The organism is Micromonospora sp. U21 (genome assembly GCF_018070045.1).
In the GTDB taxonomy this organism is placed as follows: domain Bacteria; phylum Actinomycetota; class Actinomycetes; order Mycobacteriales; family Micromonosporaceae; genus Micromonospora.
In genome coordinates this window covers 486,981-502,814 of the sequence record NZ_JAGPYK010000001.1, presented here as the reverse complement: position 1 = coordinate 502,814, position 15,834 = coordinate 486,981, and the positions used below count along the sequence as shown (strand labels likewise).

Genomic DNA, 15,834 nt, shown 5'->3' with positions numbered 1-15,834 from the left:
GCCCGATCCCCGAAGGCGTCGGACCCACTTCCGCCATCTTGGTCGGGAGTGTTCCGGCAACATCCTGCTCCTCAGCGAGACGCCGAGGTTACTGCCATCCGGAAGGACCGGCTCAGCTGCGAGGCACGATAACTACAGAGTCGATCGGCGGCCCGTCCCAACCGTTGCTGCCGCCCTTGCCGACTGGCTTGACGATGATCCGCTTTACGTAGCGGCCCAGGATCTCCCTGCGCCTGTGCAAGCTCTCCGGATCATCGTCAAGCCAGTCTTCTAGTTCCTGGTCCCTGTCGATCGGGACCACCGCGGCTTCCTTAGCCAGCTCCCCCTGCTTGGCGCGCAACACCTGGATCTGCTCCCGCCTGGGGATGATCTCTTCCAGTGCCTCGTCGTCGGTGTAGATGCCCTTGGCCAGCCCGCCCTGCACCCGCTTGATCTCGGCCTCAATCTCCCGGATCTCAGCCTCGATGGCCGGGTTGGGGTCGTCGACCTCACCCTCGGGGGCACTGACCTTGCCCTCGATGGCGCCGGCCACCCACTCCTGAACCACGCCCTCCAGCCAGGGGCGCTGGCGGGAGCACTGGCCGCACCCGCCCCGCTGGGAGATGCAGACGTAGCGGTTGAAGCTGCCAGTCTTTCCCTCGGGGGCGTTGTAGACCTGGGCGGACATCGGGGTGCCGCAGACGCAGTACACGAAGCCCGGAAGCAGGTACTTGCGCGCCCTCGGGGGACCGCCCGTCTTCTTGGCGCCCCGGCTGCCGAGGGCTTCCAGGATGGCCTCGTGTTCGGCTCGGGTGATGATGGCGGGCCAGTTGCCCTCCCCGACCACCTTCCCTTCGTGGGCTACCAGGCCGGCAATCCGGGGGTTGCGAAGGGTCCGCGCTACGTTGCCGTCGTTCTGCCATGCCTTGCCCATCGGGGTCAGGACTCCCAGGCGCTGCCAGAGCTTCCGAACCTCGGACACCTTCCCGGTGAGGAACAGTCGCTCCATGCCCTCCCGGATGGCCTTGGCGGCGAGCGGGTCGATCTCCTGGCAGTACCCGAGCGGGGAGCCGTGGACGTAGCCGAACGTTCTGGCGCCACCGTGCAGACGGCCCTCCTCTCGGCGCTGCCTCGCGGCGCGAGCCACACGCTCCGCGGTGCGCTCCACCTCCCCCGCATCAACCGCGGCCTTGATCCGGGCAACCATCCGGCCATCGGCGGTCGATAGATCGTCGTTGCCGCTCTTGACGGTGTGGATCAGGACGCCGTTCTGCTCGTGGACCTTGATGACGTCTTCCAGCTCCATCGGCCGGCGGGTGAGCCGCCCGTTGGAGTAGGACACGATCACGTCGATGGCCCCGGCTCTGACGGAGGCGATCATGGCGTCGTAGTCCGGCCGGGTCTTCTTGCTGCGGGTCGAGGCGGAGATGTCGTTGTCGACGTAGACCCGGACGACCTCCCAGCCATGCTGGGCGGCCAGCTCCCGGCAGTCCTCCTCCTGGCGGGTGACGCCCTTCTCCTCGCTCTCCCGGTCCTGGGAGATCCGGCAGTAGATGGCGCACCTCAGCGGTACGGGCTCACCCACGGTGGCCCCCGCTGGTGTCGAGGTGGCAGGTGAGCGCTTGCTCGTGAGACACTTGAGCCTCCGGTACGGTCCTCGCTGACAGGTGATGAAGATAAACGCTCACTCGCTGGTCGACACGACCGAAATGTACCTGCGCACCATCCTCGAGTTGGAGGAGGAGGGTGTGCCGCCGCTGCGCGCCCGGATCGCCGAGCGCCTGAAGCAGAGCGGTCCCACCGTGAGCCAGACCGTCGCCCGGATGGAGCGTGACGGGCTGCTCACCGTCGAGGGCGACCGGCACCTGATGCTCACCGCGCAGGGCCGCGGCAGCGCCGTGTCCGTGATGCGCAAGCACCGCCTCGCCGAGCTGCTGCTGGTCAACGTGATCGGGATGCCCTACGAGGAGGCCCACGATGAGGCCTGCCGCTGGGAGCACGTGATGAGCGACGCCGTGGAAAAGCGGGTGTACGACCTGCTCAAGCGGCCGACCCGCTCGCCGTACGGCAACCCGATCCCCGGGCTCGAGGCGCTGGGCTCGCCGGAGCCGGAGACCGCCGAAGCCGGCGAGAGTGAGCGCAATTTGGCCTTCCCCGGCCTCTCCGGGCCGGTCGTGGTGCGCCGGATCTGCGAGAGCGTGCAGACCAACGCCGACGTGCTGCGCCAGCTGCACGCCGCCGGTGTCGACCCGGGCGCCACGGTGACCGTGGCCCAGGAACGCGACGGCGTGTCGATCGACCGCTCCGGTGACCGCGTCCGGCTGCCGCGCGAGGTCGCCTCCCGGGTCTTCGTCGCCGCCAGCTGACCGACCGCCGGCCAGGAGGGCTGGGCCCCAGCGTCACAGCGCCCGGGTGTCCACCTTCTTGGCCAGTGCGACCAGGTTGCCGGTCATCTTCTCGACCGCCGAACGCTCGGCGCCGCGCGCCGCCGTCCAGCTCAGCGTGGCCAACCGCCCCTCGGTGGCCAGCCACCCCACCTCGGCGACCGGCCCGTGCCCGCTCGCCGCGGCGACGGTCCGCCGGTACGCCTGCTGACCCAGCGCGGTGACCTTCGCCGTCTTGTCGGGCACCACATCCGCGCCGAAGGTGGCCTTGTCGATTTTGATGTCGGTCACGCTGAGCGTCAGCTCCGGCAGCGTCGCGTGCTCGGTCCGGACGACGCAGGTGTACGTGTCGCCCCGTTCGCTGGCGGCCGCGACGTCGAAGCGCACCTTGACCAGTTGCTCGATGACGGTGAAGTCCAGCAGGCGGCAGGCACCGCCCGACGACGCCGCTGGCACGTCCACCGCGATCGGCGCCGGCGGCGGCACCGCCACCGGCTCGGCCTCGGCGGCGCAGCCGCTCACCAGCAGCCCCGCCAGCCCGGCGACCACGATCCGCCCGCGCACGCTCCACCCTCTCGCCGACCGACGGCGGAAGGTGCCCGCCAGATGTCCGTCGGACACCGTACGGGGTGTCCGGGCCCGGCGGAAGCCCTCGTTCGGCGGGTACGCCCCGACCTGGCCGGCGCTCATCCGACCGGCGGGTCATCCACGTACGGGCAGTGCCGGCAGCCGCGTCCGCAGCAGGTGCCCCGGCGGGCCAGGAAACCGGCGCTGAGCACGAACAGCCCGGTCGCCGGGTCGAGGTAGCCCGCCTCCCCGGCGGCCAGCGCGGCCGTGTGCGCGGCGAGAATCCGGGACCGGTCGGGATGCTCGGGCGGCAGCCGGGACGGGTGCGGCTCGGTGAGCGGCCGGTCGGCCAGGGGTCGTCGCTCTCCGGTCACCGCAGCAGTCTAGGGACGGCGTCGGGTGGCGCCGGCGCCCGACTCAACCGTGCCGGGCCAGCGCGGCGGTCACCTCGTCCCGGCCGGCACCGGCGGCGAGCAGCAGGCGCAGCAGCACCCGCGCCTTGTACGGGTCGAGCAACCCGCCGTTGAGCAGCCCGCGCCGTTGCAGGTCGGTCTCCGAGCCGATCGCCCCGTACGTGTGCCGCAGCACCGATCCGGCCCCGGATCGGGAGGTGAGCACGACCGGCATCCGGCCGGCGAGATCCCCGAGCACCGGGGCCAGTGCGGCGGGCACGTGCCCCACCCCGAAGCCGGCGACCACCAGGCCCTGGTGGGTGTCGGCGAGCCCGTTCAGCAGCAGCCCGTCGTCGTCCATCGTCACCACGTACAGGGCCACCTGGGTCGCGTCGAGCCGGTCCGGGTCGACCGGCGGCAGCGGCTCGTGCCGCTGCGGCCGGGTCAGCATCCGCACCTCCCCCTCGATCACCTGCCCGATCGGGCCGGCGTTGGGGGCGGCGAAGGTGGCGGTGCTGGTGCTGTGTGTCTTGCGCAGCCATCGGGCGGCGTGCACCTGGTCGTTGACGGCGACGAGCACACCCAGGTCACGGGTGGCCGGCGCGGCGGCCACGCGCAGTGCCGCGAGCAGGTTCGCCGGCCCGTCCGCGCCGGCCAGGGTGGGGTTGCGCATCGCGCCGGTGAACACCAGCGGGGCGGCGTGCGGCCAGACCAGATCGGCCAGGAACGCCGTCTCCTCCACCGTGTCGGTGCCCTGGGTGACCACCACGCCGGTCGCGCCGCCGGTCACCGCCCGGGACGCCTCCGCGACCACGTCGAGCAGGTGGCGGCCGGTGAGGTTGGCGCTGGGCACCGCGTGGGTGTCCCGCACGTCCACGGGTACGCCCAGCTCGGCGAGGCCGGACACGGCGGCGGTGAGGTCCGCGCCGGTGAGCCGGGTGACCACGCCCGGGCGGCCGGCGTCGACGCCGCCCATCGCGATCGTGCCGCCGAGGGTGATCAGGGCGATGGACACGGGTGGACCTCCGTTCCGCCGCCGGGACGCCGACGGCCCTGGGACCGTACCCGCCCCGCCGAGCGGCCCGGCGACCCGACCGGCGGCGCGAAATCGTCGCCGACCGGCTCGACCAGCGACGGCTGATGATCGCGTGTGACCTTGGGCGGGCCGCGCTCATGCTGTCACTGCCGGTAGCCGCCCTGGTCGGCCAGCTCACCCTGCCATTCCTGTACGTGGTGGTCGGGCTCGGTGGGGTGCTCACCGTGCTGTTCACCGTGGCGTACAAGAGCCTGCTGCCCCGGCTGGTGCCGACGGACCTGCTGGTGGACGGCAACGCCAAGCTCACCATCAGCCAGGATGCCGCCGAACTACTCGGCCCGACGGTCAGCGGCGCGTTGATCGGGCTGGTCGGTGCCGCCCGGACGTTCCTCACGAACGGACTCGCCTTCCTGGTCAGCGCGCTGACGTTGATCCTGATCCGCGAGGCGCCGGTACGCCGCGAGCCGGCCCCCCGTGTGCCGCTGACGGTGGAGCTGACCGACAGGCTGGGGTTCATCCGGCGGCAACCGATCCTGGTCAGCATCCTGGCCTGCACCACCTGGTCGAACTTCTGGGTGATGGCGTCCGCCTCGATCGAGGTGACCTTCCTGGTCCGCGAGCTGGACGCCACCCCGGTGCAGGTGGGGCTGGTCTTCTCGGTCAGCGCGGTCGGCGGGCTGGTGGTGAGAGTGCTGGCCTCGCGACTGTCGGCCTGGCTCGGCTCGGCCCGGGTGATCTGGGTGGCGATGGCCGCGCCGGGCCCGTTCTACCTGCTCATGCCACTGGCGCGGCCCGGCTGGGGAGTGCTGCTCTACGGGGTCGGGCTGGCCGCCTCCTCGGCCAACGCGGTGCTGTTCAACGTGGCGGCGATGTCGTATCGGCAGCGCATCACCCCGCCGGCGATCCTCGGTCGGGTCAACGCGGCGTTCCTCTGGATCTGTTTCGGGGTGATCCCGCTCGGCGCGCTGACCGGCGGCGCGCTCGGCACCGCGCTGGGACTGCGTGGCGCCCTCTGGGTGTGCGTGCTGGGCACCTGGGCCGCGCGCCTGTTCGTGGTCTGCTCCCCGCTGCGCCGGATGCGGGACATGCCGCCCATCGGCCAGGCCGCCGGGCACGGCCCCCACAGGGCCGGCGGAAGCTGAGAGGGTTTGCTCATGACCACCTTCGCCGCGCCCGACGGGACCACGCTGGCCTACCGGACACTCGGCGGCGGCGCCCCGCTGGTCTGCCTGCCCGGCGGCCCGATGCGCGACTCGGCGTACCTCGGCGACCTCGGCGGTCTGGGCGCTTACCGGACGCTGGTCGTCCCCGACCAGCGCGGCACCGGCCGGTCGGCCGTGCCGGCGGACGTCTCCACCTACCGCTGCGACCGGCTGGTCGCCGACGTGGAGGCGCTGCGCCGGCACCTGGGCCTCGACCGGCTGGACCTGTTGGGCCACTCCGCCGGCACCAACGTGGCGCTGCAGTACGCGACCCGGCACCCCGAGCGGGTGGGCCGTCTCGCGCTGGTGACCCCGAGCACCCGGGCCGTCGGACTCGCGGCGACCGCCACGCTGCGCCAGGAGGTGACCCGGGTCCGGGCCGGCGAGCCGTGGTTCCCGGCGGCGGCAGCGGCACTGGACTCCATGGTGTCCGGTCGGGCCAGCCAGGACACCTGGCAGGAGATCGCGCCGTTCTTCTACGGCCGGTGGGATGAGGTGGCCCGGGCGCACCAGGCGGCCGAGTCCCACCAGCGCAACCAGGAGGCGGCCCGGGTCTTCGGCGCCGACGGCGCCTTCGACCCGCCGGCCACCCGCGCCGCGCTCGCCGCACATCGCAACCCCGTGCTGCTGCTCGCCGGTGAGCTGGACCTCGGTGCCCCGCCGGGCCTGGTCGCCCAGCTCGCGGAGCTGATCCCCGGCGCCGAGCTGGTCGTGCAGCCAGGCGCGGGACACTACCCGTGGCTCGACGACGCCGACCGGTTCACCGCGACGCTCGCGGCGTTCCTCGGCTGACCATCGGCACCAGCCGCTTGAGTCTCCACCGGGGGGAGACAGCATGGTGAGGGGCATGAACGGCGAAACGCGCTACACGATCGGGGAACTGGCCCACCGGACCGGCCTGAGCGTCAAGACGATCCGGTACTACGCGGACCGGGGGATCGTGCCACCCACCGACCGGAGCCCGGCCGGCTACCGCCGCTACGGCCCGGACGCCGTCGCCCGACTGGAGCTGGTCCGGACGCTGCGCGACCTCGGCGTGGACCTCGCCGCCATCCGGCGGGTGGTGGACCGCGAGGTGCCGTTGGCAGAGGTGGCCGCCGCGCACGCCGAGGCGTTGGCGGTGCAGATCCGCGTGCTGCGGCTGCGCCAGGCGGTGCTCACCGCAGCCGCCCGGCGCGGCGGAGGCGCCGAGCAGATCGAGCTGCTGCACATGCTGGCCCGGCTCTCCGGGCAGGAGCGTCACCGGCTGGTCGCGGACTTCCTCGACGCCGTCTTCGACGGCCTGGCCACCACGCCGGCGTACCCGGGGATCATGCGGTCGCTGACCCCGGAGCTGCCCGACGATCCCAGCACCGAGCAGGTGCAGGCGTGGGTGGAGTTGGCCGAGCTGGCCCAGGACCCGGACTTCCGGGCCAGCATGCGACGGCTGGTGCGGGAGTACGCCACCGACCACGACGTCCCGGGGCTGCCGCGCCCGGACGCCGTCGCCGTGGTCCGGGACGCGGTGGCCCCTGCCCTGGCTGCCGGCCTGGACCCGGCCGGGCCCGAGGCCGACTCTGTGATCAGCGCTGTCACCGCCCGCTACGCGGGCCTCAACGCCAGCCCCGACGACGCCGACCTGCGCCGGCGGCTGCTGGACCGGCTGGACGCCGCGAACGATCCGCGCCGGGACCGGTACCTCGACCTGCTCGCCGTGATCAACGGCTGGTCGACCGGCGGCGCGGTGGCACCGGCGCTGGACTGGTTCAGCCGTGCCCTGCGCGCGAGGATGTCCGAGCCGGCCCGCTGAGCTGCTCCACGACCCGTGGCTGACCGACGGACGGCTGGGTCGGTTCGCGGCGTCAGGCGAACCAGGTGATCGCCTGGCCGTGCCCTCGGGTCCAGGCCAGCGGCGTGCCGTCCAGCGCGAGGACGTTGTACAGCCCCTCCTCCGGCGACTCCGGCAGCCCCTCGTGCGGCAGCACCTCCGGGGCCTCGTTGGCGACCCAGTGCCCGGGCAGCCCACGGACCAGCCGGACGAACGAGTCCCGGCGCGGCACGGGCACCTGGTAGAGCACGGAGGTGTGGAACACCACGAGGGTCGCGCCCGCCGGCGCCCGCGCGGCCAGCGCCGGCAGGTCGTCCACCAGGTCGCCGCGGACCAGCAGCGGCGGATCGGCCGCGGCGACAGCCGTCGCGGCCCGCAACCGGGCCCGCCGGTGCTCGTGCTCCGGCCAGATCAGCGCGTCCAACCAGGACACGTCGTCGGGGTTGGTCACGTCGAGGGGGTTGAGGTCCAGGCCGGCCCGCCACACCACCTCCGGTACGCGTGCCGGCGGCGCCAACCCGGTGGCCACGCACTCCAGGACCGGCTCCCCGGAGCCGACCCGGTGCTCGCCGTACCGGTAGGCGTACCGGTCGGGATAGAGGCAGAGCCCGGCGGACGCGCCGACCTCCAGCAGGGCGAGCGGCTGCGGCAGCGCGGCGAGCACCGGCAGCAGGACCGCACACCGGCCGGCCTCGTTCGTCTGGGTGGCCCGGGCCCGTACCTGCGCCTCGATGGTCGGCCAGTTCGTCACCGTGTAGTCGTGGAACGCGGCCGGGTCCTCGACCGGGCCGCCGAGCCACCGGACGACGCCGAACAACAGGTTCGGCTGCCGCTTGGCCGGCGGGAGCCCGTCGAGCAGGGTGAGCAGTTCGTCGTCGCGGGACACCGCCCGGGACAGCCGCTCGTACGCGGGCGAGACCCCGCGCACCTCGCGGCCGGCGAACCTGGCGTACGCCTCAGCGGTCGTCATGCCCTGATCGTCGCAGCCATCCGCGGGTGATTCACACCCCGTTTCCCGTGGCCGTGTCGCCGATGCCGTGCGGCGCCTCGTAGAGTTCCGCGGCGGCCGGGACGCTGAGCAGCAGCTCAGCCGGCCGCAACGGGGAGGAACTGGTCGTGCGGGGTGACGGTGTCCGGGTACTGATCGTCGGCGGTGGTGTCGCCGGGCTGGCGACGGTCGCCGCGCTGCGCGAGTGGGGCGCGACGGTGGACGTGGTTGAGCGGACACCCGGTCCCGCCGACTCCGGGACCGGCATCTACCTCACCGGCAACGCAACGCGCATGCTCGGCGCACTCGGCCTGTGGGAGCCGGTCGCCGACGTCGCCGTGGAGATCAAACGGCAGCGCAGCGCCAACCAGCGCGGACGCCGCCTCTTCGACATCGACGTGGCCGCACTGTGGCAGGGGGTCGGGCCGTGTGTGTCGCTGTCCCGGGCGCAGCTGCACCGAGCCCTGCTCGCAGGCGTCGGCGACGCCCCGATCCGCTGGGGCCGCCAGCCGGTCGCGCTCGTCCGGGAGGGCAGCCTGGTCGCCGTCAAGTTCGACGACGACAGCACCGAGCGGTACGACCTGGTGATCGGCGCGGACGGGGTGAACTCGACGGTCCGGAGGCTCGCCTTCGGCGGTTTGACGGCACGCTCCCTCGGCCAGTACGCGTACCGCTGGGTCGCTCCCCGGATCGAGGACGAGCCGGTCTGGTCCGTGCAACTCGGCCGCGGCAGGCAGTTCCTCACGATCCCGATCAGCGCCGAGCAGACGTACTGCTACTACAACGACGGCCCGGCGGCCGACCGGCCGGGTTGGCGCGACGAGCTGGCCGCGACGTTCACCGAACCGGTCGCCATGATGCTCAAGGCGCTCGACGCCGACGACCACACCCTGCACGCCGGCCCGAACCAGGAGGTCGTGCTCGACTCCTGGGCCCGGGGGCCGGTGCTGCTGATCGGCGACGCCGCCCACGCCACCTCGCCGAACATGGCCCAGGGCGCGGCGATGGCCCTGGAGGACGCCTTCGTGCTCGCCGATTCACTGGCCGCCGCCGGGAGCCTCGCCGAGGCCCTGAGCGGGTACGAGGCGCGCCGCCGCCCGCGTACCGACTGGGTGCTCGCCCAGACGCACCGCCGAGACAAGGCAACCGGTCTTCCACCCGCGCTGCGCGACCTGGTGCTGCGCAGACTCGGCGAGCAGATGTTCCGGTCGAACTACGGGCCCCTGTTCGCCCAGCCCTAACGATCACTGGCGTGGTTTCCTGCGCCGGGAGATCTCCTCCAGGTGCTGTCGCTGGTGCTGTCGGACCATCTCGTCCCAGACTTCCTGGTCGTAGTCCGGGTCGGGCGGGATCCACCTGTGCGAGCCGTCGCTGTAGTGGAACCGCTCGTCGCCCCGCCGGATCAGACTCACCGGATCCAGCCCAGGAAGCGCCGGTGCAGCAGACCGGCGGGCACCCAGGTGAGATCCTCGGCCGCCCAGACCAGGTAGGACCCCATGTAGAGGCCCAGCGACACGGGGGCGCCGTCGAACTCGGCCCGCAACTCGGTGCGCCGGGTCCGGCAGGGCCAGGGTGCGTCGCAGCCACCGCAGGTCCACAGCGGAAGGACCGGGCCGTGCGTGGTCACGACAGCCGATCCAGGAAACGCCGGGTGGCGACGCGGGCGTGCCAGCGAGCGGCCCATTGCGCCTGATAACAGGGGTACGGAGACAGCCGTGCCCACCACCAGCGACATCCGGCGCAAAGGCCGTCGACGCCGGGCAGGTGCACGGACAGGATTCGTCCGACAGGATTCTCGCTCACTCCTGCTCCTCCCCTGGCCAGTGGCCTCGCCTAATTGGGATGCGGTGTCGGGCTCGGCAGGGCAGATCCGCGCCGCAGCGACAGATCCGCCGCCACGACCAGACCGGTCGGTGCCGCCGCGCCAGAGTCAGCGCCACCGCCAGGAGGTAGTCGTCGTACGGCACCCGATCCGGCATCAGCCCTCCCGGCGATCCACCTCGGACATACGCATGCTCGCTCATTTTGCGTGCGCATTTTTAGATGGTCAACGACATCCGGTCAGAAAGCTTGGGCGTGTTCGGTGAGCATGCGCGGCAGCGCCGGCGGCACAATGAGCGCCATGGAGAGTCCGACTTTCGTTCGCTTCCAGCTCGGTGCACAGCTCCGTCGGGTCCGAGACGAGGCAAGCGTCACGGCCGAGCAGGCTGCCGACGTCATCGAGGTCTCGGCGAGCACGCTCCGGCGCATCGAGGCCGGACGCGTGGGCATCAAGGCACCAGCGCTCAACGCCCTACTCGACCGGTACGGCGTCGCCGATGCCGAGCTGCGCGACACGCTCCTGTCGATGGCGAAGACCGGCAAGCAGCGTGGATGGTGGGCCAAGTACGGCGACCTGCCGTCGTCGTATCGGCAGTACATCGGCTTGGAGTCCGCAGCCGAGGAGGTGCAGAACTTCGAGACGTTGGTGGTCCCGGGGTTGCTCCAGACTGCGGATTACGCCCGAGCAATGACCAGCGAGGACGCCTTCGAGCCGTCGCCAGAGGCGGTGGAACGACGGGTCGCGGTGCGGATGCAGCGCCAAGAGCTGATTACGTCCGGCAAGCTACGGCTCGTCGCGGTGCTCGACGAGGCGGTCCTTCACCGTCAGATCGGCGGAGGGACCATCATGGCCGGTCAGCTGACCGCGCTACTCGACGCCAGCAAGCGCTGGAACGTCACTCTCCAGGTGATCCCGTTCCGCGAAGGGGCATATGCCTCGATGCTGTCCAGCTTCCACATCCTGAACTTCGCGGACGGACCCGGTGTGGTCTACATCGAGGGGCTCACGGGCGACCTCTACGCCGAGGGCGAAGACGTGAGACGTTGTACGGTGGTGTTCAACAGCCTGCGCGCCGCAGCCATGTCACCCACTGACTCGGCAACCATGATCGAGGAGATCCGGGGCGCGAGGCGCAAGGCGTAGGAGACGTGCGGTGGACTCGCAGTGGCGCAAGAGCACCCGCAGCGGCAGCAACGGTGCCTGCGTCGAAGCTAGGCACGTCGATCAAATCGTCGAGGTCCGTGATAGCAAGGACCCAGCAGGTCCAACATTGCACTTCAACGGGGCAGCCTGGATGAGCTTGCTCGCTGAGGTAAAGAGCTGGACTGGCTCTGCCACTTGAGGAATGTCAACAGCCGGACCGCTTGAGCCTTGCTCCAACTGCCGACTCCGGGTAATCCTGCGGCGTTCTCGCAGGCACCATCCGCGGTGACCGTTAGCAATCGACCGAGGGCAAGCCAAACCTCACTCAGAGCGTGCAAATAACGCCACAGTGTGCATCTAGGCAGGCAGCCAGTCATGCGACAACGGGGCCTTGGCCTGCTCGGGCAGGCCAAGGCCCCGTTAGTTAATTCTTGTCCTTGGGGGGATTCGGGTCGTTCCCGTAGCTGTCACGCTTGCGAATCTGCCCGTTTCGACCGTGCAGGTAGAACTCCGTCTCGCCCGCTCGGGCTGCCGTCCGGCCCTGCCGTTCGGCCTCGGCTTGAGTCTCGTGCACCGAGGATGCCCTCTGATTGCCTTCCCGCCGCACGGCCCACCCCTCGTCTTGTGGAACGACATGCACAGGCTTGCTTGGCTTCGCCATCTCTTCCCCTTTCCCACTCGATCAACTTGCGGAATCGGGCCGGGAGGAGCGAAGATCCGTCCTGCAGCAATCAGGTCGGGTTCCATCCCGGCTCACGAGCCCCGGGCGCGCCAACGCCCGGGGCTCGTTGCTTGTGTCAGCTGCAGCCGCTGGTGGAGCCGCAGCCCTCGCAGACGTAGCAGCTACCGGCCGGGCGCATCTTCGTACCGCAGGTGAAGCAGAGCGGTGCGTCGGCGGCCTTGCCGATCACGGCCTCCAGCAGCTCGGTGCTGGAGCCCACGTTCGGGGCGGGCTTGGCGGCGGCCACCTCGGCCATCTCCTGCGCCGGCTGGGCGACGGCCTCCGGCTTGGCCGGAGCCTCGACCGGCGCTGAGGACGCCATCGCGGTCAGCTCCGCTCCGGTGACCCCGGCGGCTTCCGCGTCGGCCTCGGCCCGCAGCTGGGCGGCCCGCTCGCTGGCGGTGAAGATGCCCAGCTCGGCGCGCCGCTCGTACGGCAGGAAGTCCAGCGCCAGGCGACGGAAGATGTAGTCCATCACCGAGGCCGCCATGCGGACGTCCGGGTCGTCGGTCATCCCGGCCGGCTCGAAGCGCATGTTGGTGAACTTGCTGACGAACGTCTCCAGCGGCACGCCGTACTGCAGACCGATGCTGATGGCCACCGAGAAGGCGTCCATCACCCCGGCCAGGGTGGAGCCCTGCTTGGACATCTTGAGGAAGACCTCGCCGAGGCCGTCGTCCGGGTAGGACGACGCGGTGAGGTAGCCCTCGGCACCGCCGACGGAGAAGGACACCGTCTCGGACGGGCGCTTCTTCGGCAGACGCTTGCGCACCGGCCGGTACTCGACGACCTTCTCGACAACCGGCGCGGCCGTGGCGGCCTCGACGGCGGCCTGCTCGGTGGCCTTGTTGGACTTGGCCACCGAGAGGGGCTGGCCGACCTTGCAGTTGTCCCGGTAGATCGCCAGTGCCTTGAGGCCGAGCTTCCAGCCCTCGAAGTAGATCTTCTCGACGTCCTCGACGGTGGCCGCCTCCGGCATGTTGACCGTCTTGGAGATGGCGCCGGAGACGAACGGCTGGATGGCCGCCATCATCCGCACGTGGCCCATCGGGGCGATCGACCGCTCCCCCATCGCGCAGTCGAAGACCGGGTAGTGCTCCGGCTTGAGGCCGGGGGCGTCCACCACGTGGCCGTGGTCGGCGATGTGCTCGATGATCGCCTCGACCTGCTCCTCGGGGTAGCCGAGGCTGCGCAGGGCACGCGGCACGGTCTGGTTGACGATCTGCATCGAGCCGCCACCGACCAGCTTCTTGAACTTGACCAGCGCCAGGTCCGGCTCCACGCCGGTCGTGTCGCAGTCCATCATGAAGCCGATGGTGCCGGTCGGGGCGAGGACGCTGGCCTGCGAGTTGCGCCAGCCGTTCTTGTCGCCGATCTTGTTGCCCTGGGTCCACTGCCTGGTCGCCTCGCGGACGATCGCGGTGGCCACCGGGCTGGTGGGCTTGATCTCGTCGTTGGCCGCCGCGTGCTTGCGCATGACCCGCTTGTGCGGCTCGGCGTTGCGGGCGTAGCCGTCGTACGCGCCGACGACGCCGGCCAGCTCGGCCGAGCGGCGGTAGGCGGTGCCGGTCATCAGGGACGTGATCGCCGCGGCGACCGAGCGGCCCTGCTCCGAGTCGTACGGCAGGCCGGTGGCCATCAGCAGGGCGCCGAGGTTGGCGTAGCCGATGCCGAGCTGCCGGTAGGCGCGGGAGGTCTCACCGATCTTCTCGGTCGGGAAGTCGGCGAAGCAGATCGAGATGTCCATCGCGGTGATGACGAACTCGACCGACCTGACGAACTTCTCCACGTCGAAGCCGCCGTCGGCCTTGAGGAACTTCATCAGATTGAGCGAGGCCAGGTTGCACGAGGAGTTGTCCAGGTGCAGGTACTCCGAGCACGGGTTCGACGCGGTGATCCGGCCGGTCTCCGGGCAGGTGTGCCAGTCGTTGATGGTGTCGTCGTACTGCAGGCCCGGGTCGGCGCACTCCCAGGCGGCCTGGGAGATGGAACGGAACAGCTTCTTCGCCTCGACCGTCTCGATGGTCGCCCCGTCGAGCCGACCCCGCAGGTCGAAACCGCCGTCGTTCTCCACCGCCGTCATGAACTCGTCGGAGACCCGGACCGAGTTGTTGGCGTTCTGGTACTGCACGCTGACGATGTCGGAGCCGCCCAGGTCCATGTCGAACCCGGCGTCCCGCAGCGCGCGGATCTTGTCCTCCTCGCGCGCCTTGGTGACCACGAACTCCTGGATGTCCGGGTGGTCGACGTCGAGGATGACCATCTTGGCGGCCCGCCGGGTGGCGCCGCCGGACTTGATGGTGCCGGCCGAGGCGTCCGCGCCGCGCATGAAGCTGACCGGACCGGAGGCGTTGCCTCCGGAGGAGAGCAGCTCCCGGGACGAGCGGATCCGGGACAGGTTGACCCCGGAGCCGGAGCCGCCCTTGAAGATCAGCCCCTCCTCCTTGTACCAGTCGAGGATCGAGTCCATCGAGTCGTCGACGGACAGGATGAAGCAGGCGCTGACCTGCTGCGGCGACGGCGTACCGACGTTGAACCAGACCGGTGAGTTGAAGCTGAACACCTGGTGCAGCAGCATCCAGGTCAGCTCGTGCCCGAAGATCTCGGCGTCGGCCGGGCTGGCGAAGTAGCCGTACTCCTCACCGGCGGTGCGGTAGGTGCCGACCACCCGGTCGATCAGCTGCCGGAGCGACCACTCCCGCTCCGGGGTCCCCACCGCGCCCCGGAAGTACTTGGTGGTCACGATGTTCGCCGCGTTGACGCTCCACGACTGCGGGAACTCCACCCCGCGCTGTTCGAAGTTGATCGAGCCGTCCCGCCAGTTCGTCATCACGACGTCGCGGCGCTCCCAGGTGACCTCGTCGTACGGGTGGACCCCCTCGGTCGTCCACACCCGCTCGATCTTCAGCCCGGCGCTCGCGCTGGCCTTGCTCCGTGACCTGCTTGTCGTCACAGCATCCCCCGACATCTCATCCGCCCCCTCGTCCACGCGGCCACCCGCCGCGCTTCCACCTGTCAGCAACACAAACCTCAGTTGGTACGGCCGGCGGTCCCCGCCGCCCCGGCCTGGCCCGCGCCCTCCCGGGCGCGGGCCGCGGCCCGCAATGTCTCGATCTCCTGCTCGAAGTCGGCGAGCGAGTCGAAGGACCGGTAGACGCTGGCGAACCGCAGGTACGCCACCTCGTCCAGGTCCCGCAGAGGGCCCAGGATCGCCAGCCCCACGTCGTGGCTGGGGATCTCGGCCGCGCCCTTGGCCCGCACGGTCTCCTCGACCTTCTGGGCCAGCAGCGCGATCGAGTCCTCGTCGACGGGCCGACCCTGGCACGCCTTGCGCACCCCGCCGATGATCTTCGTGCGGCTGAACGGTTCGGTCACCCCGCTGCGCTTGACGACCGCGAGGACCGCCTCCTCGACGGTGGTGAACCGCTTGCCGCACTCCGGGCAGGACCGTCGCCGCCGGATGAGCTGACCGTCGTCGGCCTCCCGCGAGTCGACCACGCGGGAGTCGGCGTGCCGGCAGTACGGACACCGCATCGCCTACCTCCTAATCATGATCAACCACGGCCGGGCCGGGCACTCCCGGGCACGGCTCGCCACGACGGTGCCATCCGGAGATGACGCCCGCCGTGGTGGACGTTACGGGAGTGCGGTCGGTAGTCGGACCCAACCTGTAGGCAACTTACGCCCGTGTCACTACTACATCTAGGGGTTGACCGTATGTCGCTGGCGAACCCGGGTCAAGTTGGCTGGCATGTCCGGCGCGTCACGGACCATCCGGTCATCCGCACCCAAC

The 15,834-nt window shown here is 70.9% G+C and carries 17 protein-coding genes; 7 read left to right on the top strand and 10 right to left on the bottom strand.

From position 1 onward, the window contains the following. Window positions 1-112: 112 nt before the first annotated feature. Complete coding sequence (locus tag KBX63_RS02385; protein ID WP_210907414.1) at window positions 113-1,564, bottom strand: recombinase family protein; 1,452 nt, start codon at window positions 1,562-1,564, stop codon at window positions 113-115. A gap of 82 nt (window positions 1,565-1,646) precedes the next feature. On the opposite strand from KBX63_RS02385, the gene KBX63_RS02380 reads away from it, so the two are divergent. Then, window positions 1,647-2,345, top strand: coding sequence for a metal-dependent transcriptional regulator (locus tag KBX63_RS02380; protein ID WP_210907412.1), 699 nt, complete (start codon window positions 1,647-1,649; stop codon window positions 2,343-2,345). A gap of 33 nt (window positions 2,346-2,378) precedes the next feature. On the opposite strand, the gene KBX63_RS02375 is transcribed toward KBX63_RS02380, so the two are convergent. The 3 genes from KBX63_RS02375 to KBX63_RS02365 all read right to left on the bottom strand — a co-directional run bounded on the left by KBX63_RS02375 (window position 2,379) and on the right by KBX63_RS02365 (window position 4,337). After that, window positions 2,379-2,927, bottom strand: a complete 549-nt coding sequence (locus KBX63_RS02375; RefSeq protein ID WP_210907405.1) for a hypothetical protein — start codon at window positions 2,925-2,927, stop codon at window positions 2,379-2,381. A 122-nt stretch (window positions 2,928-3,049) separates the two neighbouring features. Beyond that, the gene (locus KBX63_RS02370) at window positions 3,050-3,304 is read right to left on the bottom strand and encodes a DUF5522 domain-containing protein (RefSeq protein ID WP_210907403.1); all 255 of its coding nucleotides are present in this window, start codon (window positions 3,302-3,304) and stop codon (window positions 3,050-3,052) included. A gap of 43 nt (window positions 3,305-3,347) precedes the next feature. Continuing rightward, entirely contained in the window at window positions 3,348-4,337 is a 990-nt protein-coding gene (locus KBX63_RS02365; protein WP_210907400.1) for an asparaginase, read from the bottom strand. Window positions 4,338-4,339: 2 nt separating this feature from the next. On the opposite strand from KBX63_RS02365, the gene KBX63_RS02360 reads away from it, so the two are divergent. The 3 genes from KBX63_RS02360 to KBX63_RS02350 are packed head-to-tail and all read left to right on the top strand — an operon-like array spanning window position 4,340 to window position 7,349. After that, complete coding sequence (locus KBX63_RS02360; RefSeq protein ID WP_210907399.1) at window positions 4,340-5,500, top strand: MFS transporter; 1,161 nt, start codon at window positions 4,340-4,342, stop codon at window positions 5,498-5,500. Window positions 5,501-5,512: 12 nt separating this feature from the next. Next, on the top strand, window positions 5,513-6,352 hold the full coding sequence (locus tag KBX63_RS02355) for an alpha/beta fold hydrolase (RefSeq protein WP_210907397.1): 840 nt from the start codon (window positions 5,513-5,515) through the stop codon (window positions 6,350-6,352). 55 nt (window positions 6,353-6,407) lie between these two features. After that, window positions 6,408-7,349 (top strand): MerR family transcriptional regulator, encoded by a 942-nt coding sequence (locus KBX63_RS02350; protein ID WP_210907395.1) that lies wholly within the window; start codon window positions 6,408-6,410, stop codon window positions 7,347-7,349. 52 nt (window positions 7,350-7,401) lie between these two features. On the opposite strand, the gene KBX63_RS02345 is transcribed toward KBX63_RS02350, so the two are convergent. Then, window positions 7,402-8,337, bottom strand: coding sequence for a DUF2332 domain-containing protein (locus KBX63_RS02345; protein WP_210907393.1), 936 nt, complete (start codon window positions 8,335-8,337; stop codon window positions 7,402-7,404). A 146-nt stretch (window positions 8,338-8,483) separates the two neighbouring features. Here KBX63_RS02345 and KBX63_RS02340 point away from each other — a divergent pair, with 146 nt between their 5' ends. After that, window positions 8,484-9,596 carry an FAD-dependent monooxygenase gene (locus tag KBX63_RS02340; protein WP_307871583.1) on the top strand — a complete coding sequence of 371 codons (1,113 nt, stop codon included), beginning with the start codon at window positions 8,484-8,486 and terminating at the stop codon, window positions 9,594-9,596. A 3-nt stretch (window positions 9,597-9,599) separates the two neighbouring features. Here KBX63_RS02340 and KBX63_RS02335 read toward each other — a convergent pair whose 3' ends face one another. After that, the gene (locus KBX63_RS02335; protein WP_210907391.1) at window positions 9,600-9,767 is read right to left on the bottom strand and encodes a hypothetical protein; all 168 of its coding nucleotides are present in this window, start codon (window positions 9,765-9,767) and stop codon (window positions 9,600-9,602) included. Further along, complete coding sequence (locus tag KBX63_RS02330) at window positions 9,764-9,982, bottom strand: hypothetical protein (protein WP_210907383.1); 219 nt, start codon at window positions 9,980-9,982, stop codon at window positions 9,764-9,766. Before KBX63_RS02330 ends, KBX63_RS02335 begins: the two co-directional genes overlap by 4 nt. A gap of 462 nt (window positions 9,983-10,444) precedes the next feature. Between KBX63_RS02330 and KBX63_RS02325 the strand changes: the two genes are divergently transcribed. Further along, on the top strand, window positions 10,445-11,320 hold the full coding sequence (locus tag KBX63_RS02325) for a helix-turn-helix transcriptional regulator (RefSeq protein ID WP_247661579.1): 876 nt from the start codon (window positions 10,445-10,447) through the stop codon (window positions 11,318-11,320). A 10-nt stretch (window positions 11,321-11,330) separates the two neighbouring features. Then, entirely contained in the window at window positions 11,331-11,519 is a 189-nt protein-coding gene (locus tag KBX63_RS02320; protein ID WP_210907379.1) for a DUF397 domain-containing protein, read from the top strand. A 225-nt stretch (window positions 11,520-11,744) separates the two neighbouring features. Here the strand turns inward: KBX63_RS02320 and KBX63_RS02315 are convergent, their stop codons facing one another. The 3 genes from KBX63_RS02315 to nrdR all read right to left on the bottom strand — a co-directional run bounded on the left by KBX63_RS02315 (window position 11,745) and on the right by nrdR (window position 15,575). Further along, on the bottom strand, window positions 11,745-11,981 hold the full coding sequence (locus KBX63_RS02315; protein ID WP_210907378.1) for a DUF2188 domain-containing protein: 237 nt from the start codon (window positions 11,979-11,981) through the stop codon (window positions 11,745-11,747). Between the two features lie 136 nt (window positions 11,982-12,117). Continuing rightward, window positions 12,118-15,009, bottom strand: a complete 2,892-nt coding sequence (locus KBX63_RS02310) for a vitamin B12-dependent ribonucleotide reductase (RefSeq protein ID WP_210907376.1) — start codon at window positions 15,007-15,009, stop codon at window positions 12,118-12,120. A 62-nt stretch (window positions 15,010-15,071) separates the two neighbouring features. Further along, window positions 15,072-15,575, bottom strand: coding sequence for a transcriptional regulator NrdR (gene nrdR / locus KBX63_RS02305; RefSeq protein WP_074318044.1), 504 nt, complete (start codon window positions 15,573-15,575; stop codon window positions 15,072-15,074). Window positions 15,576-15,834: the final 259 nt, after the last annotated feature.

Bases quoted from the DNA above. Each gene is read 5' to 3' on its own strand.
- KBX63_RS02355 (WP_210907397.1), top strand. From the start codon at position 5,513: ATGACCACCTTCGCCGCGCCCGACGGGACCACGCTGGCCTACCGGACA.
- KBX63_RS02350 (WP_210907395.1), top strand. From the start codon at position 6,408: ATGAACGGCGAAACGCGCTACACGATCGGGGAACTGGCCCACCGGACC.
- KBX63_RS02345 (WP_210907393.1), bottom strand. From the start codon at position 8,337: ATGACGACCGCTGAGGCGTACGCCAGGTTCGCCGGCCGCGAGGTGCGC.
- KBX63_RS02325 (WP_247661579.1), top strand. From the start codon at position 10,445: ATGCGCGGCAGCGCCGGCGGCACAATGAGCGCCATGGAGAGTCCGACT.
- KBX63_RS02315 (WP_210907378.1), bottom strand. From the start codon at position 11,981: ATGGCGAAGCCAAGCAAGCCTGTGCATGTCGTTCCACAAGACGAGGGG.
- KBX63_RS02310 (WP_210907376.1), bottom strand. From the start codon at position 15,009: ATGTCGGGGGATGCTGTGACGACAAGCAGGTCACGGAGCAAGGCCAGC.
- nrdR (WP_074318044.1), bottom strand. From the start codon at position 15,575: ATGCGGTGTCCGTACTGCCGGCACGCCGACTCCCGCGTGGTCGACTCG.